The organism is Enterococcus sp. AZ177, assembly GCF_050544585.1.
GTDB lineage: Bacteria > Bacillota > Bacilli > Lactobacillales > Enterococcaceae > Enterococcus_L > Enterococcus_L plantarum.
On record NZ_CP172944.1, the window covers coordinates 2,925,620 to 2,949,299 of the forward strand.

General features: G+C 36.5%; 21 protein-coding genes. 6 read left to right on the forward strand and 15 right to left on the reverse strand.

What is annotated here, in order from left to right:
* Positions 1-5: 5 nt before the first annotated feature.
* Positions 6-989, forward strand: a complete 984-nt coding sequence (locus IGJ34_RS14350) for a LacI family DNA-binding transcriptional regulator (protein ID WP_430597724.1) — start codon at positions 6-8, stop codon at positions 987-989.
* Positions 990-1,145: 156 nt separating this feature from the next.
* On the opposite strand, the gene IGJ34_RS14355 is transcribed toward IGJ34_RS14350, so the two are convergent.
* The 9 genes from IGJ34_RS14355 to pepV form a co-directional block, all read right to left on the reverse strand.
* Positions 1,146-1,547 (reverse strand): CPBP family intramembrane glutamic endopeptidase, encoded by a 402-nt coding sequence (locus IGJ34_RS14355; RefSeq protein ID WP_430597725.1) that lies wholly within the window; start codon positions 1,545-1,547, stop codon positions 1,146-1,148.
* A 221-nt stretch (positions 1,548-1,768) separates the two neighbouring features.
* Positions 1,769-2,227 carry an LMxysn_1693 family intestinal colonization protein gene (locus IGJ34_RS14360; RefSeq protein ID WP_430597726.1) on the reverse strand — a complete coding sequence of 153 codons (459 nt, stop codon included), beginning with the start codon at positions 2,225-2,227 and terminating at the stop codon, positions 1,769-1,771.
* Positions 2,228-3,189: 962 nt separating this feature from the next.
* Positions 3,190-4,707 carry an ABC transporter permease/substrate-binding protein gene (locus IGJ34_RS14365; RefSeq protein ID WP_069654972.1) on the reverse strand — a complete coding sequence of 506 codons (1,518 nt, stop codon included), beginning with the start codon at positions 4,705-4,707 and terminating at the stop codon, positions 3,190-3,192.
* Between the two features lies 1 nt (position 4,708).
* Positions 4,709-5,662, reverse strand: coding sequence for an ABC transporter ATP-binding protein (locus IGJ34_RS14370; protein ID WP_430597727.1), 954 nt, complete (start codon positions 5,660-5,662; stop codon positions 4,709-4,711).
* Between the two features lie 340 nt (positions 5,663-6,002).
* Positions 6,003-6,404, reverse strand: coding sequence for a hypothetical protein (locus IGJ34_RS14375; RefSeq protein WP_206833890.1), 402 nt, complete (start codon positions 6,402-6,404; stop codon positions 6,003-6,005).
* Positions 6,379-7,677 carry a T7SS effector LXG polymorphic toxin gene (locus tag IGJ34_RS14380; protein WP_430597728.1) on the reverse strand — a complete coding sequence of 433 codons (1,299 nt, stop codon included), beginning with the start codon at positions 7,675-7,677 and terminating at the stop codon, positions 6,379-6,381. Before IGJ34_RS14380 ends, IGJ34_RS14375 begins: the two co-directional genes overlap by 26 nt.
* Positions 7,678-7,692: 15 nt before the next feature.
* Positions 7,693-8,058 carry a DUF3958 family protein gene (locus IGJ34_RS14385; protein WP_430597729.1) on the reverse strand — a complete coding sequence of 122 codons (366 nt, stop codon included), beginning with the start codon at positions 8,056-8,058 and terminating at the stop codon, positions 7,693-7,695.
* Positions 8,059-8,061: 3 nt separating this feature from the next.
* The gene (locus IGJ34_RS14390; protein WP_430597730.1) at positions 8,062-8,337 is read right to left on the reverse strand and encodes a TIGR04197 family type VII secretion effector; all 276 of its coding nucleotides are present in this window, start codon (positions 8,335-8,337) and stop codon (positions 8,062-8,064) included.
* 220 nt (positions 8,338-8,557) lie between these two features.
* A complete protein-coding gene (gene pepV / locus IGJ34_RS14395; protein ID WP_430597731.1) occupies positions 8,558-9,979 on the reverse strand; it encodes a dipeptidase PepV in 1,422 nt (473 codons plus the stop codon).
* Between the two features lie 150 nt (positions 9,980-10,129).
* On the opposite strand from pepV, the gene IGJ34_RS14400 reads away from it, so the two are divergent.
* Positions 10,130-10,972: an NAD(P)H-hydrate dehydratase gene (locus IGJ34_RS14400; RefSeq protein ID WP_069654969.1), complete on the forward strand. Its 843-nt coding sequence runs from the start codon at positions 10,130-10,132 to the stop codon at positions 10,970-10,972.
* 170 nt (positions 10,973-11,142) lie between these two features.
* On the opposite strand, the gene IGJ34_RS14405 is transcribed toward IGJ34_RS14400, so the two are convergent.
* The 4 genes from IGJ34_RS14405 to IGJ34_RS14420 form a co-directional block, all read right to left on the reverse strand.
* Positions 11,143-11,964 (reverse strand): ABC transporter permease subunit, encoded by an 822-nt coding sequence (locus tag IGJ34_RS14405; protein ID WP_430597732.1) that lies wholly within the window; start codon positions 11,962-11,964, stop codon positions 11,143-11,145.
* Positions 11,961-12,848, reverse strand: coding sequence for an ABC transporter ATP-binding protein (locus tag IGJ34_RS14410; RefSeq protein WP_206850043.1), 888 nt, complete (start codon positions 12,846-12,848; stop codon positions 11,961-11,963). The genes IGJ34_RS14405 and IGJ34_RS14410 overlap by 4 nt, the downstream gene beginning before the upstream one ends.
* A gap of 124 nt (positions 12,849-12,972) precedes the next feature.
* Entirely contained in the window at positions 12,973-13,695 is a 723-nt protein-coding gene (locus IGJ34_RS14415) for a pseudouridine synthase (RefSeq protein ID WP_206850045.1), read from the reverse strand.
* Between the two features lie 130 nt (positions 13,696-13,825).
* A complete protein-coding gene (locus IGJ34_RS14420) occupies positions 13,826-15,475 on the reverse strand; it encodes a putative polysaccharide biosynthesis protein (protein WP_069654965.1) in 1,650 nt (549 codons plus the stop codon).
* Positions 15,476-15,938: 463 nt separating this feature from the next.
* Here IGJ34_RS14420 and IGJ34_RS14425 point away from each other — a divergent pair, with 463 nt between their 5' ends.
* Positions 15,939-17,456 carry a UDP-N-acetylmuramoyl-L-alanyl-D-glutamate--L-lysine ligase gene (locus IGJ34_RS14425; protein ID WP_430597733.1) on the forward strand — a complete coding sequence of 506 codons (1,518 nt, stop codon included), beginning with the start codon at positions 15,939-15,941 and terminating at the stop codon, positions 17,454-17,456.
* A 58-nt stretch (positions 17,457-17,514) separates the two neighbouring features.
* On the opposite strand, the gene IGJ34_RS14430 is transcribed toward IGJ34_RS14425, so the two are convergent.
* Complete coding sequence (locus IGJ34_RS14430; RefSeq protein WP_111248907.1) at positions 17,515-18,423, reverse strand: AEC family transporter; 909 nt, start codon at positions 18,421-18,423, stop codon at positions 17,515-17,517.
* Between the two features lie 438 nt (positions 18,424-18,861).
* Between IGJ34_RS14430 and IGJ34_RS14435 the strand changes: the two genes are divergently transcribed.
* The 3 genes from IGJ34_RS14435 to IGJ34_RS14445 all read left to right on the forward strand — a co-directional run bounded on the left by IGJ34_RS14435 (position 18,862) and on the right by IGJ34_RS14445 (position 21,024).
* Entirely contained in the window at positions 18,862-19,845 is a 984-nt protein-coding gene (locus IGJ34_RS14435; RefSeq protein ID WP_430597734.1) for a serine hydrolase domain-containing protein, read from the forward strand.
* Between the two features lie 46 nt (positions 19,846-19,891).
* Positions 19,892-20,245 (forward strand): winged helix-turn-helix transcriptional regulator, encoded by a 354-nt coding sequence (locus IGJ34_RS14440; RefSeq protein WP_430597735.1) that lies wholly within the window; start codon positions 19,892-19,894, stop codon positions 20,243-20,245.
* Between the two features lie 107 nt (positions 20,246-20,352).
* On the forward strand, positions 20,353-21,024 hold the full coding sequence (locus IGJ34_RS14445) for an NAD(P)H-dependent oxidoreductase (protein WP_240485879.1): 672 nt from the start codon (positions 20,353-20,355) through the stop codon (positions 21,022-21,024).
* Between the two features lie 101 nt (positions 21,025-21,125).
* On the opposite strand, the gene IGJ34_RS14450 is transcribed toward IGJ34_RS14445, so the two are convergent.
* Complete coding sequence (locus IGJ34_RS14450) at positions 21,126-23,591, reverse strand: heavy metal translocating P-type ATPase (RefSeq protein WP_430597736.1); 2,466 nt, start codon at positions 23,589-23,591, stop codon at positions 21,126-21,128.
* Positions 23,592-23,680 lie beyond the last annotated feature (89 nt).

Genomic DNA, 23,680 nt, shown 5'->3' on the forward strand with positions numbered 1-23,680 from the left:
ATTGTATGGTCGTCAAACTAACAGATGTAGCAAAAAAAGCTGGTGTCTCGCCTACGACTGTTTCCCGTGTTATTAATAATTACGGCTCATTAAGCAAAAAAACAATTGATAAGGTAAATCGTGCGATGAAAGAGCTTAATTATCAACCAAACTCTTTAGCTCGTTCATTACAAGGTAAAAACACACAATTAATCGGGCTTATTTTCCCAACTGTTGCGAATCCGTTTTTTGGGGAGTTAGTGGAAAGAATCGAACAAAAACTCTTTGATTTGGGGTATCGCGTCATTTTGTGTGATAGTGCCAATAATAAGGAAAAAGAACGTCATTATATAAATATGCTTGCTGCAAATAAGGTTGACGGGATTATTGCTGGTGCCCACAACTTAGGGATCACTGAATATGAAGATGTTGAACTTCCGATTGTTTCTTTTGACCGATTTTTAGGGAATACTATTCCCATTATCGGCAGTGACAATTTCCAAGGCGGGTATTTAGCGACTGAGACCTTATACGTTAGAGGAGCAAGGAAAATTGCGATCCTGACAGGTTCACAAGAATCGAACTCCCCAACAAATTTTCGATTAAACGGGTATTTAAACTTTTTAGAAGAACATGAATTAGAACCTAAAATTTTTCATATTCAAACGACAGCTCGATCAACAACACTAAAAAACTTAGAGATCAAGCATATTTTGGAGACGGAGGACATTGACAGTTTATTTTGTACAGATGATCTAACGGCTATTCTTGCCTATAATCAATGTCAGCAATTAAAGATAAATGTTCCTGATCAGCTGAAGATCATTGGCTATGATGGGACAAAATTCGTTCAGAACTATTTTCCCCAATTATCGACGATTGCTCAACCAATGGCTGATTATGCGGATATTTTAGTTGATCTTTTATTGCAGAGGATACAAAACCCTGAAAAAAAATTGGAGAAAAATTATCTGTTGCCTGTAAAATTAATTCAGGGACAGACAACTTGATGGTTTGGATTTAAGGGGGTTATTTTATCTGTTGTGATTGGGTTGGTTAAAAAATTGAAGCTCTTTGTCTGTATGGCTAGCACAAAAAAAGTTTCAAATTCTTTATGACAAAAGAATTTGAAACTTTTTCTAATAATTGTCCCATAGTATGTTTTATTAGTTACTAATCGCAGAAATTACTAGTATCACAAAGTTATAGCTAGAGTGTATCAAAATACTGTACCAAATATTATTTTTTCTTACATAAATTAAACTTAAAAGAATACCCAACAAAAAGTAAGGTATTAATAATATATAATTGTAATTCGCAGCTGCCGCATGACCATACATAAACCACGTACTAGATAGTAGTATTTGAACTACCATCACATAGATTTTACGAGAGTTAATAAAGCAATATCGAAAAACTATCTCTTCAATAAACAGTGTAATAAGAACTGCTTCTAAAATTAGTATGAAGCTCACATTGTATTTTCCGATAGTTAAATCTGTACCTAAGATTTTAACTACAAGCAGATAGGTTAAACACATAAATAAAAATGTGCCGCAAATTGGCATAATCGTTTGCTTTAATTTTACTTCTTTCAGTCTAAACCATAGATCATTTTTAAATAAGAGTATTGCTAATAATACGAAAATACCTTTTGAATAAGCACAAATATTGGATTAGATAAATCCCAGCTTACTCCTACAGATGGGATTAATTCTGTTATTAAAAAATAAATTAAAATGTAGATAACTTTAAGAATCACTTTTATCACTCAATTCATTATGCTTTATTAAATCGCTACGTAATCGGTATAGGATGTGTTAGATGTTACTGTCTTAGTATCAACATATTTATTATCTATTTTTCTATATCTCTTGTACGTTACTGTTACAGTAACATTTTGTTTGTATTTTTTAAATTTACCACTTTCAGAATAAGAACCTCCTAATTTTACTTCAGCAGGACCTACCATAAATTTAATTTGCAAAGTTGTTTTACGATTGGTTGTATAAGTACCTAAATAGGTTCTTGCTCCTTTTTTTATTTTATAACTTTGTGTTTTGGACCATGTTCTGGATTGGATAGCATCATTATCATCAACAACATAATAAAATTCATCCTCCTCTGATACTACATTAACAGGGATTTCAGCATTCTTTTCTAGCTCTGAAGCTTCTGAGACAGATCCAAACCCAACAACGCCAAACAAAAAACCATTACATAAAATACTTAACAATATCTTCTTCACCAAAAACACTTCGTTTTCTAATTTTATATTAACCAAATTATCATATATAAAACATAACGTCTACTGTTTTTTTATTAATGAGTGATATTTTTATAAAGAAGATTGGGGAGGTTATCGTAAAAAAGCTTTGGGTCCTCTTTATATCAAGGGCCTAAAGCTTTGGTTTCTATTTAAATTAATTTTCTTGTATTTCGATTCCTAGCTCATTTTTTTAATAATCTGCCAATTTTGTGCTAACTTTTGACGGAGCAAGCCTTTTTTATAGACAGATCATTATAGCCACGATAATAACGAGGAAACAGCCGACACCTCAACATGTTAAGCGGCCACTTGACATGTTGAAGCCCAAAATAATCAGCACGAACTGATAAATCAAGTTGCCTAAGTCAATAATGCGCATAGTAAGAAAGAATACTATCTACCAGAATCCGTAGCATTCAATCAGATGAACATTCTCCACGGCTGACTGTTTGCTCGTTACTATTTTGTAAAATATTTAATACACTATCGGTACAATTTTTGTTATACTATAACTAGTTGAATAACGGCTGAAGCTCTGAAAAAGGAGTTGATGCCATAAAGATATGTCTTTATCGCTTTTGTCCTGCTTTATTGCTTAGGAAAAGCGGTCCTTGAAAGATTTGTTAAAAGATATCGCTTCGAAAATAGTTGTCACGCTTGTGGCTTACTATATTGTCGAAGGGATTAAACTTTTTATCACATTGATTTTTGGGTAAAAAAAGACCACTATCTGCTCAGCTAAAGTAAGATAGTGGCAATGCAACAATCTATCAAGCTTTAGTCAAAACTCAACTAAAGAGTCAGTGTTATCAGCACTGGCTTTTTTTGCAATCGCACTTGAGTGCGATTGCTTTCTCCTTTATTATACCTTATAAAGTATAAAAAACACAACATAAGAGATAGATAGCTCTCTTATGTTGTGCCTTTTCATCTATCAACCATTATTTTTCCAACATCCCATGCTCCACCAAATAATCATGCGCAACGGTCGCCGGATCTTTTTGCTCCACATTCACTTGGTAATTCATCTCACTCATTTCTTCTTCCGTGATCTTACCTACTAAAGGCTGCAATAATTCTTTTAATTCCGGATATTTCTCAAGTGTCTCAGCTTTCAGCAATGGCGCTCCTTGATACGGTGGAAATAGTCGCTTATTATCTTTTAAAATCACCAAATCATATTGCTTCAATTCACTATCGGTCGAATAAGCGTCCACCACATTGACATCCCCATTATTGATTGCTTGGTAACGTAACGATGGCTCCATAGACTTGACATCGAAATTCAAGTTATACAGTTTTTGTAATCCTTTATAGCCGTCCTCACGATCAATAAATTCTAACGTAAAACCAGCTTTTAACTGACTTTCAACTTTTTTCAAATCTTCGATTGTTTCCAGCCCATTTTCTTCTGCGAATGATCGTTTAACTGCGACAGCATAGGTATTTTCATAACGCATTGGTTCTAAATAATCCATATTTTCTTGTTTTTTGATTTGATCTCGTGCATATTCGTATACTTCTCTTGGATCATTCGACGTGTTCGTATTGTCTTTCAAAAATGTTTCAAGTACGGTTCCGGTAAATTCAGGATAGACGTCGATTTCACCAGATTTTAGTGCGTTAAATAGGAAACTGGTTTTCCCAAAGTTTGATTTTAAGTTTACGTGGATATCGCTATTTGCTTCAATTAATTCTTTGTACATGTTAATTAAGATATCTGGTTCTGCACCTAATTTTCCTGCAACAGTGATTTCTTTTTGTTCTGTTTCTTGGTGGGTGTAGACAAACGATCCCACTAACAACGCAAGTAAGACCATAAATGCCGCTACGATTCGTTTGACTGTGGCTTTCTCCAACAAATGGATCCCGAAGTTAAACAAGACCGCTAAGACAGCAGAAGAAATTGCCCCAATCAAGATTAGATACACGTTGTTTCGGTCGATTCCTAGTAAGATGAACGTTCCTAGTCCACCTGCACCAATCAGAGCCGCAAGCGTTGCTGTTCCGATGATCATCACAGTCGCTGTACGAATACCTGAAATGATATACGGTAACGCTAACTGCAACTCAAACTTGATTAGTTTTTCCCGTTTATTCATCCCAAAGGCTTCGGCTGCTTCCTCCAATGAAGGATCGATTTCGGTCAAGCCTGTATACGTATTTTGTAAAATCGGAAAGAGTGCATAAATCACTAACGCTACAATTGCAGGTGGACTACCAATCCCAATAACTGGAATCAATAATCCTAATAAAGCTAGTGAGGGAATCGTTTGAAAAATTCCAGTGATTTGCAGAACAAACTCAGCAACTTTTTTATAATTCGTCAATAAAATCGCTAAAGGAATCGCGATAAGAATCGCAATCAGTAATGACAGTAACGAGAGTTGGATATGTTCGACAACCGCTTGAATAAAGTCTTCTTTACGGGCCGCAAATGTTTCTATCAATTTCCCCATATTATTGATCACCTTTTTCTATCTTCGTCTCTAAGAAACGCAAAATCGTTCGATCTGTGATTTCACCGATAGGTCCCTTCTCATCCATTAAAACAACGGTTGCTCCCTCAACAAGTAAACGAATTATAGCCGATACTGTCGTTTCTAATTCGATAGGTGTCCCACTCTCTACTTGACCATCTTCTACAAGACCTAACTCCAGTAAATCAGCAGCACAATAATTTTCTAGACTAGAGTGATCTTGTTGGAAGAATTGTGCAACAAAATCATTAGCTGGGTTACTCCTAATTTGTTCTGGGGAATCTGTTTGAACAATTTTTCCTTCTTTCATCACACAGATACGGTCCCCTAAAAAGAGTGCTTCATTCATATCATGCGTTACAAAAACGACTGTGCTGGCTAACTCTTTATGCAACTCTTTGATTAATAATTGTAATTGCCCTTTGGAAATCGGATCTAAGGCACTGAAGGGCTCATCCATTAAAATGACATCTGGTTTTGCTGCAATCGCACGTAAAATTCCGATACGTTGCTGTTCACCACCAGATAATTCTGCTGGTTTTCGGTGAAGATATTCTTCTGGCGGTAAACTGACTTTTCTTAGTAACTCTTCTGTCTTTTCCCGTCTTTTAGCTTTGTTCCAGTGTTTCATTTCTGGAATCAATTCAATGTTTTCAGCAACTGTTAGATTAGGGAATAGTGCAATTTGTTGAAGAACATAGCCAATCGTCAAGCGTAATTCTTTTAAATTGTAGTCGATTAATCGTTTGTCGTTAAAATAAATATCCCCATCTGTCGGTTCAATCAATCGATTGATCATTTTTAAAGTGGTCGTTTTCCCGCTACCACTTGGACCGACTAATACAAAAAACTCACCGTCTTCAATTGAGACATCAAAGTCTTCTAATACTAACTGATCATTGTATTTCTTTGATACATTTTGAAAATCAATCATTTTTTCACCTCATTTTTCTTGTCTGCACTTGCTCTATATTTTCAGGTAATCTTTCTTTATATTTAAGTATGTTTATAAGTATACTTGAAAATGTTATTTGTTTCTAACGACTTGTTTCTATTGTATAGAAAAACCCCCTGACAACTGTCTGTCAGGGGGTTAAAATTTTAAGATTAGAGTCACAAATTTTATTTCGCCAAACGATAAATGGCACTACTTTACAAACCTTGATTTTTCAATATTTTAAAGGAGTATTTTGAAAATATCCCGCCAATATCCCACCACATTTTTAAAGCTCGGGCGGGCTTTTTATCTAATATCTTCATAGTCTAGGTTTTTATTAATTATTATTTTCTGCGCTAACATAGCTATAAACAAATGAATCTGTTTTGTTTTTTATTTTTACAGTGTATTCCTTACCTTTCCCTGTATACAAACGGTAGCTATAGTAAAATTTATCTTTTGATGTAAAACGATCCTCTCCAATAAAATCTGGCTCTACTATTTTTCCTTTAGAATCAACTACCTCGATTCTAAAGATTGATTTTTTATCTTTTTTTACATATATCGAGATTTGTGGTTCAATATTACTTTCATCGATCTTAACTCTAAGTTCTTTCTCTTGATTCGGGAAGTATAGTGATCTGTATAATAATCTGCCGTTTAAAATAAGGTAAATAGCCAAAATTACTGAAACAATAAGCACAATAACTTTACTAATTCTTTTTATGGTATTTTTCAAAGTCTGCTATTCCTTCCTGTATCATCTTAGCATCACCATCATTGTCCCCATAGTTACCATTTTTAATATTTTCAATCCACTTTGGAATATCTTTATTTGAAATAAACCCTTGAGCTATTCCAGCCCCATATTTTAAAGCATCATTTTTTAACATGAACGCACCTTGCCCATAATAGCCAAATAGATAATTACCCAGATAATCAGGTTTTTCATTATTCCAACCCCTTGACCAGATTGAATAATTAAGTGATTCATCATTAGCTGATTCATGAAAAATGCGTAATTTTAAGTCTAATGGTTTACCTGTGTTTACCATATCAACAAATTCAAGGACATGTTTATCAGAAATTGCTATTGCATCATCACCCAGACTTCTAACTACTGCCTTAATATCAATATCTAGTCCACGCAATATTTTAGCAAGTCTATCTTCCGCGTCTTTTATTTGTTGTTCAGTAGAGCTAGGATTAAGCCTAACTTTATCATACTCATCAAAAGCAGGTTTTGCCAACGAATAAAGGTAGTCTTCATATACACGAGCGATTTTATCAGCTTTTTCAGTTGGAGAAAGAGACTTGTCATCTTTAATCTCCTGAACAAGTTTCGCATAGTCTAACGGCAAAACAAAGTTATCTTTCCATTTCTTATTAATGCTCTTTGCCCAGTCAAGTTTTAAGTTAACAGTGCTATACATACCATTAGAATTATCAAAACAATTTGTACTAGAAAGTGCAGATAAACCTTGGCTGACATTATCTAGTAACAAATTTGCCGTTATATATAAATCAGAACAAGAACTCTCTAAATCATGTAAAGATTGTATTTCTTCTCTAAGTTGATGAATTTGAATTGTAATTGAATTAGAACCATCATCGGCATTGACGTTTCTTGTACCAAACGAGGGACTATTAGTCATTAAGCTATTTCTGTATAAGATTGATCGTCTTTGCTGCTCTAAGCGTTCAATAATTCGGTTTAATGCATCTTCATCAATTTCTTCATTCTCAATCTTTTCAGCTATTCGACTAGCAAATGTTAGATTATCATTTGTAATTTCATCATTTGCTCGAATTTGTCCTCTTAAAAGTGGAATGTGGGCAGTTTCGGCGTAACTTTTGGCAGCCGACCACGCATCACCAGTTAACTCTGGCGCTCCAATAAAGCTTTGCATACCTTGCATAATTTGATTTAAGCCGTCATTTTTAGTAGATAAAGAGGTATTTATCTGATCTAAATAACTAGTTATTTCACTTACTCTAATTTTTAACCCCAATAATAGAATCTCCTTTTAGCGACTCTCTTGTTTTAGTTTCAACTGTTTATTTAGTAAATCTTCTTCTTTATTAACTAATGCTTTTTGCTCATTCTCTAAATTTGAATGGACACCATCTAAAGTTCTCATGGATTGCTTGTATTCATGTTCGTTGTCTTCATGAGCCATATGTAAAAAACGATTTGCTTTGTCGCCTTTCCAATAATAAGCTAATTCGTCTAAAATATCGGTATTTTCTTTATAGATTTGATGAGTAATGTCACCAGCTTCTGTAAGTTTTTCAGTTTGCTTTTTATTTTCGTCTAAATCATCTGTCAGATTTTGCAATTCTCGATTAATCGCAATAATCTCATCTAAATTATCTTTCTTTTCTTCTGGCACTTCCTAACCTCCATTTGCAATTTGCGCATCTTTTTCAGCAAAAGTAGTAGCAATTAATGTAAAGTTCGCTAAGTCTTTAGATAACGCGCTACCGTATTGGCTAGTATTTGTTAATGATTTACCATTTGTACTTTTTACTTTTCCACATACCGAAAGATTAGAAAAGCTGATTGAAGATGAGTTAACACTGGTTTCAAGTACTGAATCTTTTGCGTTTGAAATAGGGTTTATATAATTAGATGCTACGCCTACATCTGAACTTATTGTTCCATTTAACATTTGGTTCACCTCAAGTTATTTATTCTATCAATAAACTTACTATTATTTACTTATTGTAACAAATTGAGCTTTTAAAATGTTTTTTTATTTTATATTCTCAATTTTAACTAAAAGAGGAAAAATTTCAGTAAAAAATACAACTACTACTCCGCAAAATAACAGAATACAGTAGTTGCATTTTTTATTTCAATATAATTTTATAAGTATTTTTTAATGCGATTTATGCTTTGACGGCCAAACGATAAATCGCATCCGCATAAATAGCTGTAGCACGGAATAAATCATCCAATGCCATAAACTCGTTGGCTTGGTGCATTGTGTCTGTATAGCCTGGGAACATTGCACCATAGGCCACACCACGTTTTAGTAAACGTCCGTAAGTTCCGCCGCCAATGATTTGTTCATGGCCTTTTTGACCAGTATGGTCTTCATAGACTTGTAATAACGTTTCAACCAATGGATCATCTGCTGGAACGTAATGCGGTTCTTGGTTACGTCCACCTTGAACGATTTCAGCACCGATTGCACCTGCTGTAGATTTCACACCCACCTCTAATTCAGCAGCTGTTGTTCCTTTAGGATAACGGAAATTCAAGCTCATAAAGTTGCCTTCTTCAGCATCTTTCTTGAAGACAAATAAACCAGCATTCATGGTTAATTTACCCATTTTAGTATCTTCAAAGGCTACGCCTAATTTTTCACCATAGAAATCTTCATGAACAAGTGTAGCGGCCACTTGGATAAATTCTTTCGCTGACCCAGCAAATGCATAGCTGTTTAAGAAAACTGCTAAGAATGTTGCCGCATTGATCCCAGATTGAGGGCTAGCGCCGTGTGCACCTTTCCCTACAACTTTGATCGTAACAGTTGTATCATTCGCTTCTAACTCACCAGAAATTGGTTCTTCCTCTACAAAAACACTGAATGCGCCTTGCATTTTTTCAGCAGCTTCAGCAGTTGGAACTGTGATCACGGCAGTCGCTGTACCTGGAACCATATTTTCACGTAATCCAGCATTAAAGCTTTCTAACCCATATTCACCTTCGCTTGATCCACCAAAGCGAGCGTATAAAGAAACGTTCCCTTTTTCACCATTGATGATTGGGAATTCTGCATCTGGTGAAAAACCAAAATCAGGTTTTTCTTCGTGTTTGAAGTAATAATCCATATCACCCCAGCCGCTTTCTTCGTCACTACCCACGACAAAACGAACTTTTTTAGATAATGGTACACCTAAATCTTTGATAATTCTTAATGCATAATAAGCGGCCATACTTGGGCCTTTATCATCACTTGAACCACGTGCGAAGATTTTACCATCTTTGATGACAGGCTCGTAAGGATCGGTATCCCAGCCATCACCAGCAGGTACAACGTCCATGTGTCCGAAAATTCCTAATGTTTCATTGCCTTCGCCGTATTCGATATGACCAGCGTAGTTATCCACGTTTTTCACAACGAAACCATCACGTTCGCCATACGCTAACATATGTTTTAAGCCAGCAACAGGACCTGGGCCAAATGGTGCATCTGGTGTTACTTTAGAATCATCACGCTCGCTATTGATGCGTAATAAATTTTGTAAATCTTCTAATAGCGCATCTTTACGTGCGTCTACTTCTTTTTGCCAATCAATTGTCATTTTTAGTCACTCCAATTCATTATTCTACCTCCCCATCATACCACTAACTGGCTTAAAAGAAAAAGGCAGGAACAGTTTTTTCCGCAATATTTTGCGCTTGATTCAAAACAGATTTATACTGGAAGTAAATCATGGAAGGAGACTACTGAGATGAAAGAATTATCACATGATGTTTTGAGTGCTGCAATCAAGTCACGTCCTCCCCATTCTCACAAAGGAACTTTTGGACGTTCTGTACTTATTGGTGGAAATGACCTGTACGGCGGAGCAATTATTATGAGTGCAGAGGCTTGTGTCAAATCCGGTTGTGGCTTAACTTCCGTTATAACTGCTGAAAAAAACCATACAGCTCTCCATGCTCGTTTACCTGAGGCGATGGTACTGGATTGGACGATCAGTCAAGAGTTCAACAATTTAGTAAATACAGCCGATGTTCTGTTGGTTGGACCCGGTTTAGGTATTGATTCCCATAGTCAACAGCTGTTAGAAAACGTCCTACTGCAGCAAAAATCATCGCAGTGGCTTGTGCTTGATGGATCTGCCATTACGTTATTTGCTCAAAATCATTATTCCTTAAACTATCCTGAACAGGTTGTATTCACACCTCATCAAATGGAATGGGAACGACTAAGCAAACTTAAAATCGTTGACCAAACGGTTCCAAACAATCGCGATGCACAAAAGCAATTAGGTGCAACGATTGTCTTAAAAAGTCACCGAACCGACATTTATACCGCTTCTTCACACTATCGAAATCCGTTAGGAACGCCCGCTATGGCAACTGGCGGCATGGGAGATACGCTTGCCGGTATGATTACTGGTTTTCTTGCTCAATTTGAAACGAAAGAAACCGCTCTTTGCGCTGCTGTTTATCTACACAGTTTGATTGGAGAAGAGTTAGGACAAGAAAACTACGTCGTATTACCTACTGAAATCAGCAACCACTTACCTTACTACATGAAAAAAGCAGAAGGTTTGACAAGAAGTGTTTAACTCCGAGAACCAACACTAAGTTTTACAATAAATTCAGCTCATTTCCCACGCCTTCAACTTTTGGTACTTTAGCACTTATAATTGAATGCGCTCGAAGCAAAGTGTAGGAATTGCTTTAATGCTGACTGTAGCATACGCTCCTATTTTTTGATGGACGTGGATTTTTTTCACTAGACTTTCAGGTCCTTCCTTTGGTAAACCATATACGTCCCACCTAAGAACAAAATAATCAAGAGGCTCAACAGCACCACATTGCCGCTAGATAATCCTTTATCTAGCAAGTTACTTGGAATCCCCATATGTGTGGGAGATATTATTTTTGCCCAACTAAATGAGTCGTTTAAATCAGAAAATACTCCAATTAAAAAAAAGCCAAAAACAATAGCTAACGAAATACTTGTACTTTGTTTACTTGATTTTAAACCTGTTGAAACAAAAAAGCCGAGTGTTAAGAAAAACAACAAAATCAAACTTTCTTGTATAAATATCTTACTAATTTCTCTAGTAATTGTTTGCACTGAATCTGTTTCTTGGCGGTACATCACGGTCGAGCCTATCGAAACGCCAAATGAACTCAACCAAAAGACAGCCAAAATAAGTAGGTTTGCTAGAAATTTGTTTGTTACAATTTCTCTACGTGTCACTGGTTGGGCATATAAAAATTCAATCGTTCCATCGGTCTCTTCTTTAATCAGCGCTTGACTGCCTAGCATCATAGCGTAAATTGATGCAGCTAGAAACATATATTGAAAATAATAAGCAAAGAAACCCGTAGCAACTGAAAAGCTCGCTTGACCACTCACACTGATATTAAATGTTTTCAAGAGTGCAGGAGAGAGCCCTTCTAATTTTGCGCCTAAGATATCTTCCATTGCAGAACTATGCATTTGAGGATAAATAGCACTAAAGCCAAAAATAATCACCGCAAATAATATCGTCCAAATAATTAGTCCCTTGATAAGTCCTTTGCTTTCAATTTTAGCCGTAATCATTTTACCTCTCCTCCTTCATACAACGCCATAAACTGATCTTCTAGTTCTGGATTTGTAATCGTGAAATCTTGAATCGATGTATCCCCTAACAGCGGTAAGACTTCCCGCAAATCGCCTTCATACAACAACCGTGTTTCATTTCCTTGGTGCTTTAAAATCGCTGCTCCCATCTTTTCAAATAAGGATAAGGGAATATGATCTCCCACCAATGTAATAACTTTACCTAGCGATTTTTCCTTTGTAATATCTTGAACGGTGATGATCTTTCCTTGTCGAATAAACGCAGCTCGGCGCGCATGTTGTTGCACCTCATTTAAATCGTGACTGGATAAAAAGATTGTCATGCCTTTTTTATTGTATTTTTCCAATTCTTCAAACAACCGATGTTGCATCAACGGATCCAATCCATTCGTAGGTTCATCTAAAATCAACAACTCGGGATTGGGCAAAATCCCTGCCGTAATGGCGATTTTCTTTTTATTTCCCAAGGACAGATCAGACATTTTTTTCTTCGCATTAATATCAAATAACTCTATAAAATAGTCGATTTGTTTTTTACTATTCTTTAGCTGATGAAAATCAGCCACATATTTAAGCACCTCACCCGTTGTCATATTTGGATAAAAACGGACATCACTTGATACATATCCTGTTCGCTTACGAATTTCCTTCGCCTCTTTAATACTATCTAAACCAAGTAAGGTAGCCGTCCCTTGATTTGGGTGAATAAAATTCAACATGGTTTTGATCGTGGTTGATTTTCCAGCACCACTCGGACCGATAAAACCATAGATTTCACCCTTTTCTACCGATAAATCTAGTTGATCGATGGCTGCTTGTTTTTTATATAATTTAGTCAATCCTTTAAGTTCAATGGCCTGCATTCTATGTTTCCTCCTCATTGGCTCGCTTATCGATTGGAGTATAGCTTTATCTCGGCTGAAGAGTCAAAGAAAATGTAATGAAAACTGTACTTTAGTACAAAACAGCAGTCTCCATTACATTCTTTTATCTATTCAGCTTCAACTTTTCAAGCTCTTCTTCAGTCAGCGTACGGTATTCCCCTAAAATCAGCTCTTCATCTAACCATAAACTCCCCATACGCAATCGTTTCAAATAAACAACTTTTTTATCGACTGCTTCAAACATGCGTTTTACTTGATGAAATTTTCCTTCTTGGATCGTCAGACGAATCTTTGATTGTTCATTTGTTTCATCCACTGATTCAATGATCAACTCGCTTGGTTTGACTTGCTCCTTATCGGTTAAAGCAAATCCTGCTGCAAAATGGCGAATATCTTCTTCCGTCACGATTCCTTGAATTATGGCAAAATATTCCTTATCTACATGTTTTTTTGGTGATAATAATTGATGTGCAAGCTGACCATCATTGGTTAACAATAGCAGCCCCTCTGTATCTTTATCTAAGCGACCAACAGGAAATATATCTTCACGGTAATCTTCGTCTTTCAATAAATCGATCACTGTTTGATCCCATTTATCTTCTGTTGCTGAAATTACCCCTTGGGGTTTATGCAGCAGATAATAATAGTATTTTTGGTACGTTAATTCTTCTCCAGCAAATTTAATGATATCTTGTTTCTCATCGATTTGCGTCTTACCATCTTTGACGATTTCATCATTGACAGTTACTAAATTTTTCTTCAATAGTTGTTTGGCTTCTTTACGACTGCCAACACCTGTTTCTGCTAGAAATTTGTCTAAACGCATGGTAACCTCCTAAATTTAACTGTCGAAAAGAGCTCATGCAGTCTCATCTTATCCCTCTCAACGGCTATTGTGTTTCTTCACACCTTTAAAAACAAATAGCGGAGCAATCGGCCCCGCTACTTGATTAGTTCTATTTTATGTTTAGTCTACGGCGAATTTTACCGACGCCTGCGCCTAATAACTTGTCTGCTAAACGTAGTTTTAACGTGATATAACCGTAAACTCCGCCACCAAAAGCAGCTACGATCAAGATGATCACAAAAGATTGAAACTTACGTGTTGGATCTAGGAATAAATACAGGAATTGTCTCATCAAGATCGCTGCGATCATCATAATCAATGTAATCAAGAAAATCAATAGCCCACGTCGTAATGTTAAACTAAAATTAAAATGGCTGACTTTTTTAATTTTTCTCATGATCAAGACACAAGATAATGTAAACCCGATCATTGTAGCAATCAACGGCCCATATACTTCAAACAATCGGATACTTGGATACTGAACAATCAATTTCAATGCTAATCCTAAGCCAAAGTACTTGATGGCAGCTTTATTCTCGTACATCCCCATCAACATTGTGGATGACAACATGTAAAGTCCCATAAATAGACCTGCAAAACAGGCTTGAATCAAGACCGATACGCCAAGATCATCTGGTGCATAAAACATTGTATAAAGAGGTTTTGCCAAAACGATCATACCAAAAGTCGCTGGTAGCATCACAAACATAAACAACTGTAAATTATTACTGATCAGTTTTGATAGATCTCTATATTTTTTTAAGGTAATTGCTTCAGTAATCAACGGTAACCCTGTAGCAGAGATAGAGGTTGCTAAGGCAATTACGACCATTGTCAACTTGTCTGGATTCGCATTAAAAATCGCAAAAAGTGTACGCAACTGACTGCCGGAATACGCTGTAAATGTATTCATAAAATTAGAAAACGTGAATTGATCGACTAATTTAAAGACGGTCACACCAGAACCTACGATGATAAACGGAAGTGCCTCTTTTAATGTCTCGGTCAATAAATCACGAGTTGACGCTTCATGTACATTGGCACTATGTTCTGCAAGATAATCAAACATTGGTTTTTGTTTTTGAAAATAGTAAAATAAGACAATGAGACTTGCCAACATGCCTATAAATGCCGCTAACGTTGATTGTGTTACTGCATCAACATAATTACCATCAATTACCTTCATGATAATAAACGCTGTCAACAGCATATAAAAAACACGCGCAACTTGTTCAACGATTTGTGACAACGCATATGGCATCATATCTTGATTTCCTTGGAAATAGCCTCGTACCACACTCATACACGGGAAAATCAAAACAGCTAAACTCAACGATCGCATCGTAGGGATCAATTCTTCTCCCCCACCAGACCATTTTGCCAACATAGGCGAGGCCAAATACATCACGATCGCAAAAATGCCTCCTAAAATAGCCATCAATTGTAGTGCTTTATAAAAAAGCTGACGACTAATTTTATATTCATTCAGTGAATTGTAATAAGACGTCTGTTTGGCGATAGCTGCAGGTATTCCTGCTGTAGATATTAATAAAAAGAGAGCGTATACGGTATACCCCATTGAAGATAAACTATTTGCTTCATTGGCGTGTTCTCCCATCCATGCATACCATGGGATAATATATACCGCACCCAACAAACGAGAAATTATATTACTAGCTGTCATCCAAGCCGATCCTTTAACCATTTTTTCTTGGTTGGTCAAGATCGGTTGATCAGCAGGATTTGGTTGATTTATCATTTAACTCCTCCAACTTTCTTTGAACATGCTTTCTTTATTTTAATTGTTAAATCAAGTATATGCAACGACTTTCTTGAATAAATTAACTTATTTATATTTTCCTAAAATTTTTCATCCAAAAACAGTCTTTTTCATTTCTAAAAAACCAAAAAAGTAAGTAAACACTTTATTTTTAACTATCTATTTTTTATGTATATTCCAAGACCGAAACAACCAATTATCAATTTAAAACTATAATTACAGGCTATATTTAATTAAAATATTTTTATTATGTGTTTGTTATTTTAAATTGCAATTTAATCTTAGAATTAGCTCGATCTCATTAATGATTTCTCAAGTTTTTTTTCGCCTCCACTAGCAAGCGTCTTGAAGTTTTGACGTTTAAATTGTATGATGAATTTCTAAAGTTTTCTATCCCAAAAATCGTATATTCAGATTGTAGATACCACTTGGAGGCGTAATAATGACTATTTCTTTAGAAATAATTCGTGACTGTTTACTTAAAGAACATCTTTTGAAAGAATTTATTTCAGCAGAAGGCTGGTCTTTGACTCTACCTGCCTCGTTGAATAATAAAATGTTCGACACTTTTTCATATGATTCTCGTACAGTAAATGCTGATACACTTTTTTTCTGTAAAGGACTAAATTTTAAATCCGAGTATTTAGCAAAAGCTGTCGACTCGGGACTCGGCGTTTATGTAGCAGAACAACCTTATGATGTCCCTGCAACATTAGGTATCATTGTAACAGATATCAAAAAAGCAATGGCTGTCTTAAGCATGGCCTTTTACGATTATCCGCAAAATAAATTAAAGCTAATCGGTTTTACTGGTACAAAAGGAAAAACAACTGCCGCTTACTTTGCTAAATTCATTTTAGATCAGGCAACACATAAAAAAACAGCAATGTTGTCTACTATGAATTCTACTTTAGATGGTCAGACATTTTTCAAATCACATTTGACTACACCTGAATCGCTTGATTTATATCGAATGATGGCCGAAGCAGTTGAAAACAACATGACTCACTTTATCATGGAAGTATCTTCACAAGCTTATAAAACCAATCGAGTGTATGGTTTATTTTTTGATGTAGGAATTTTCTTAAACATCACACCTGACCATATTAGCCCGATTGAACACCCAACATTCGATGATTATTTTTATTGCAAACGCCAGTTGATCAAACATTCAAAAACCATGGTTTTAAACCATGAATCTGATTACTTTCAATTATTGAAAGAGACAGCTGATCTTCATAAAGTTCCTTACATCGTTTACGGTAATCAAGCCTCTGTAAATACAGAGTATCTCTACCAAACGAACCCAGATGATTCACTTGCCTTTTCTATCGAAGCGAACAACGATACACTAGCTGTTTCTGGTGAGTATCACTTACGTCTAGGTGGGGATTTCAACAAAGGGAACGCATTAAGTGCCGTTCTCGCTAGTGCTTTAGTAGGTGCTACACGAAATGATTGTCAGCAAGGAATCAAGGAAACCACGGTTCCTGGCCGAATGGAATTATTAACAAATAAAAATGGGGCAAAAATCTATGTGGATTATGCGCACAATTACGACAGTTTAAAAAATCTTTTAACGTTTGTCAAAGAAGAACATCCTAGTGGTCGTTTAATTGTCGTGATTGGAAGTACGGGGAATAAAGCCATTTCTAGACGAAAAGATTTTGGCACTGTTTTATCGGAGCTGGCTGATGTTGCCATTTTAACGACTGATGATCCAGCGGATGAAAATCCGGCGGATATCTGTGCTGAGATTGCAGCTCATATTACAACAGATATTGAAATAAAAACAGTTCTTGACCGTAGCGAGGCAATCAAAGAGGCCTTGTCTTTATGCAGATCGGACGATGCAGTTGTTCTAGCTGGTAAGGGTGCTGACTTGTATCAAAAAGTCGGCGGGGAAGATACGCCTTATGAGGGTGACTTTTATATCGCAGAACGTTTGATAATTGACTAAAAACAACAAAGGCGGAGATAGAACTCTACGAGTCACCTCTCCGCCTCTTTTATTTTTATCAGCCCATCAACATCATTACAAGCGTCATCAATACCAAACTGATCAGAATACTTGCGGAAGAGGTAAATCCAACTGTTTCTTCTGACATTCCAGCTTTAACACTATTGATTACTGAAAAGGTCGGCATCGGCGCAACACTTAGAACGACTAACACGATACGCAACAATGGAGATAACGGCACCACGAAAGCAAATAATAACGCAAAAACTGCACCACACAGATAACGCCAAACTAGAACTTCTTTTACTAATTGCAAGGCTTTTTTAGGTAATTTTAGTTCAAAATATAACCCAATCATAAACATCGATAAAAAACCGTTTGCTTTTGCGATCATTTCTACTATGCCCAACACTTCCACAGGCAATCCAACTTGAATGATCCTCAGCAATAACATGACCATATAGACCGTAAAAGGCACTGATTTAAATAAAGACAAAACAATTCGCTTAAGTGTTGTCTCTTCTTTAGTCCCCACGATTTTATCGATCAACAACGTACTTCCGCCTGTCAGCATCACACTATTTCCGATATCAAACATCAAAAGAAATGGCACAGCCAACGGATAGAACCCTTGAATAAAAGGCAAACTAAAGTTGCCAATATTGTATCCTGACATTGAATACATTTGAAATTTCTGTTCTAAAACAGGCCGCTTTTTACTAACTCTCCCACCAATCAAAATCACCAATATATTCAAAAGGATTCCCATTATCAACAAGAAAAATAAGGTGCCCGAAACAACTACATTGGCTAAGCTAACAATGACTGTTGCAGGCAACGTAACATTTACAATAATAACAGATAACATTCCACCATCCACTTTACTTAACAAACCAATTCGTTTCATCAAATAACCCAAAAATATGACAAAACAAAACCCAATTGCTTGTAATAAAATTTCTTTCAACCAACTCGCCCCTCACTTATCAATTTCTAGCATTCCTCTAAAGTATAGCAAAAAAATTGATTTCTTACCGAGTTCAACAAAAAACAGCCACGTAAATTGATTTATGCAGCTGTCTTTTTCCCTTCATAAGTACAAGATAGTGTTAGTATTAAGGTCGTATCAGGAGCTTAATACTACTAGCATCAACTCGCACCTTCCTGTGTTTTGAAGCACTAAGAGAACGGTCAAAAATTTTTGATTCTGGTGGTAAAAATGATTTCAGAGAGATGTTACTCAATTTTTTTGAGACTAGATAGGTCTTCTTCAGTATCCATTTTCTCCCCCATGCAAAATATTTATAGAAAGTAAAAAAAATGAACCACCTATCAGCTAATTAATGATAAACTAATCGTAACGATATACTAGGCAAATACATATGCAAATAAAGGAGCTTCACTCATGAACTTGAAACAATCTATCCCATCAGACTTCAGCGGTTTTGTTAACGTCACATCAAATAATGAATCGTTACTATTCGAAGCTTTTGGGTACCGAGATCTTCCTAATAAACTAAAAAATACTGTTGATACGGCTTTCGGTACAGCATCCGGCAGTAAAACTTTCGTTGCAGTTGCCATTATGAAACTGATAGAAGAAAAGAAAATTGGGATCGATCAACCTATCAACCAAATTATCTCAAAAAAAATGCCGAATATCGACCCTAGCGTTACTGTGCACCAACTACTCAATCACACTTCTGGGATTGGAGATTATTATGATGAAGAAGAACTTAATGATTATGCTGAATTATGGGAAGATTATCCTAATTATAAAATACGCAAAAACAGCGCTCTTCTTCCACTTTTTATTGATAAAAAAATGGTCGACACACCGGGGAAAAAATTTCAATATAATAATACAGGCTATGTTCTTTTAGCTACGATCATCGAGGAACTCACTCGTCAGAATTTTGATAGCTATTTGAAACAAGTGATTTTCGATCCTGCTGGTATGACTTCAACAGGTTACTTTGCCTTAGACCGGTTGCCTGCTAATACCGCGAATGCGTACATCTATGATGAAGAATCAAAAGAATACTATAGCAATATTTATAGCATAGATGTTAAAGGCACTGGCGCTGGTGGTTGTTTTACTACCTTAAAAGATCTTGAACGTTTTTGGCAGACATTGTTAAGTGGAAAAATACTTTCTACCCACGCAGTCAATCTAATGCAAACAATGCAAGCTTCTGATTATTACGGTTATGGTTTTTGGATTGCAAAAAAGAATGAACGGACTTTCCCTTATATGCAGGGACAAGACCCAGGTATTTCGTTTATATCTTCGTATGATCGCTCCTTGAACAAAACCATCACAATTATGAGTAACTTGGGACAACATGTGTGGGCATTGCACAAAGAACTTTCTGCCGTTTTACTTTAAAAAATAGGTACTTCCATTAATAATATGAATAAAAGGGCGTGAGATCATGAAACAACGAAAAATCCACAATTGTTTAGATGGCTGTTCTGTAGAATCAACCTTGCAATTCATTTCAGGCAAGTGGAAATGTGTCCTACTATACCATTTGATTTTTGAAGGTGCTTATCGTTACAGTGAATTACAACGCTTTGTCCCTGGCATTACCAAACGAATGTTGAGCTTACAGTTAAAAGAGTTAGAAATAGATGGCCTTATTCAACGAAACGTACTACGGGAAAAACCGATTGCTGTGAGTTATTCCATAACGGATTATGGCCAAACCTTAGCTCCTGTTATTGAGGCACTGTATCATTGGGGCAATCCATTTAATACGCAACAGTCAAAATCACAAGTACATTAAACGATGGTATAAAAAAATTCCCCGATTTACAACGATGCATGCTTCCTTTACACTAAAGTCACTTATTGCTTATGCGATAAACGTTCAAGTAAATGGAGGAAAACCAATTGACTACAAATACACCAGAAAAAAGACAAGAGATTTTAACAGCTTTTGAACACCGTCATGCTACAAAAGGATTTGACCCCGCTAAAAAAATCCCGACAGAAGATTGGGAAACAATTTTAGAAGCTGCTCGTTTGTCTCCAAGTTCGTTTGGGTATGAACCATGGGCATTTTTACTAATTGAAAACCCGCAGATAAAAGAAGAGTTGAAAGAATTTGCTTGGGGCGCAATCAACAGTTTAAACGGAGCCAGTCATTTTATCATAGCGCTAGCACGTAAAAATGTTACAGCGGAAAGCGCACATGTCAAACACATGGTAGAAGACGTGTTTGGTCTACCGTTTTCAGCCGATGCTCCACAGACTCGAATGTTCAAGCAATTTCAGACAAAAGATTTTGATTTAAATAGTGAGCGTTCACTATTTGACTGGGCATCGAAACAAACCTATATCCCTTTGGCTAATATGATGACCACTGCAGCGTTGTTGAACATAGACAGTTGTCCAATTGAAGGCTTTGATCGAGTTGAATTAGAAGCTTATTTAAGTGAAAAAGGGCTATTAGATCGCTCCGAATTTGGTGTTTCTTATATGCTTGGATTAGGCTATCACAGTGGAAAAATACCACTAAAAAAACGACAAGCAAAAGAGGACATTTTCACAACGGTTGTCTAAAAAGACCTATTTACACGTTTATATAAATAAAAATCGACTACTCGCCTTAGAAACAGTGCTTTTTACTGTTCACTAAGAGAGTAGTCGATTTTTTTATCTAATTATTTCTTCAACACAGAAGGCTTGAACCCTTTTAATCTCAATGCATTCAACAATACAGACACTGAGCTAAAACTCATCGCAGCTCCTGCAATCATTGGATTCAACAACGGTCCCCCAAATAGATACAAGACACCCATCGCAACTGGGATTCCTAACGTGTTATAAGCAAATGCCCAGAATAAGTTTTCTTTGATATTCTTGATTGTCGCTTTACTCAACTCTACTGCTGTTGGTACATCCATCAAATCACTGCGCATCAATACGATATCCGCTGATTCCATTGCAACGTCTGTTCCAGAGCCAATCGCAATTCCAATATCTGCTTGTGCTAATGCCGGTGCATCATTGATTCCATCACCAACCATGGCAACTTTCCTACCTTCTTTTTGAAGTTTCATTACTTCATTTGCTTTATCTTCCGGCAAGACTTCACTTAAGACACGATCGATCCCTACTTGTTTAGCAATTGCATAGGCTGTTCGTTTATTATCTCCTGTGATCATCGCAACTTCGATGCCCATTTGGTGGAGTTTTTTGATTGCAGGAACACTGTTTGGTTTAATTGTATCAGCAACTGCGATAATTCCAGCAATGCTACCGTCTTTTGCAATATACATCGGTGTTTTTCCTTGTTCTGCTAATTGATCTGACGTAGCTCCTAAATCTCCTAAAGAAATGTTGCGGTCATCCATTAATTTTTTATTTCCTAATAATAAACGACTTCCTTCAATCGTTACTTCGATTCCATGACCAGGAATGGCAACAAATTTTTCTGTGGATGCGAAAGTAAGATTTTTTTCTTCCGCACCATTGACGATTGCTTCACCTAGCGGATGCTCTGAGCCTTTTTCAGCGGATGCCGCTAGACGTAGTAGCGCCTCTTGTTCCATCCCATTTGCGGTAATAATATCCGTAACTTTTGGTTTTCCTTCTGTGATAGTTCCTGTTTTATCAAAAACGATTGTTTGGATTTTATGTGTCGTTTCAAGTGCATCACCACTTTTGATCAATACGCCATTTTCAGCACCTTTTCCTGTTCCAACCATAATGGCTGTCGGTGTTGCTAAACCTAAAGCACATGGACACGCAATGACTAAAACGGAGATAGTGATCGTTAACGCAAAGACCCAAGATTCTTGTCCTAAGAAATACCAAGCTAAACCAGCTAACATAGATAAAACCATTACGATCGGTACAAAGACACCAGAAATTTTATCCGCCATTTTGGCAATCGGTGCTTTTGAGCCTTGCGCATCTTCTACTAATTTGATGATTTGAGACAATGCTGTATCTTTGCCGACTTTAGTTGCTTTAAAACGGAAGCTACCATTCTTGTTAATACTTGCACCGATAACATTATCACCGACTTTTTTCTCAACTGGCATACTTTCGCCTGTCAGCATTGATTCATCGATGGCTGATGAGCCTTCAATCACCACACCGTCTACCGGAATTTTTTCTCCTGGACGAACAATGATCGTATCATCTAACTGAACGCTGTCTACTGGAATTTCCATTTCTTGCCCATCACGGAAGACACGGGCATTTTTTGGTGCCAATCCCATTAATTTTTTGATTGCTTCTGATGTTTTTCCTTTTGAAACAGCTTCAAAATATTTTCCCAATGTGATCAAGGTTAAAATCACGACAGCTGATTCATAGTAAAGGGCCATTGTAAATTGTGGATCACCAGCAAAAATCATCGCTGTTCCATACAAACTGTATGCTACAGCCGCACTTGTTCCTAAAGCAACTAAAGAGTCCATATTAGGATGACCTTTGACTAATGCTTTAAACCCAACCGTAAAGAAGCTTCTCCCTAGATACAATACTGGAATCGTTAAAATCAATTGCACCATCGCAAATGTGGCCGGATGCATCATTGGATCTAAAAATGCGGGTAGTGGTAACCCAATCATATGCCCCATTGCGACGTATAATAATGGCACCGTAAAAACTGCTGATAACCAAAAACGTTGCCACATATCCTTGATATGCTTTTGTTTTTTCTCGCGGTCTTTGTCTACAGTATCTGCAGAATCTACTTGCTCAATTGCCTCATAGCCTGCATCTGATACGGCTTTGGTAATGTCTACGCTATTTAAAACAGCGGGATCAAAGTCGACCACCATTTTTTCTGTGGCTAAATTGACAGAAGCTTTTGTGACTCCTCTTAATTTACTTATTGCTTTTTCAACCGTTTGCGCACATGAGGCACACGTCATTCCAACAATATCAAATGTTCGTTGTTGAACATTCCTTAACGCTTCATACCCCGCATCTGACACTGCTTTTTGAATGTCTTGTTCTGATAGTTTACTTTCATCGTATTCAACATTTAACTTTTCTGTGGCTAGATTGACACTTGCTTTTGACACACCAGCGAGTTTAGCAGTGGCTTTTTCTACTGTTTGTGCGCATGACGCACAGGTCATTCCTTCTATATCAAAGGTTTTTGCTTCCATTTTTTACATCTCCTTTGTTTTATTTTTGGCTGTATAAACCAAACGACTATGATTGTAGTCAATCTATTTCTTCTTTATTTTAAGGCAGG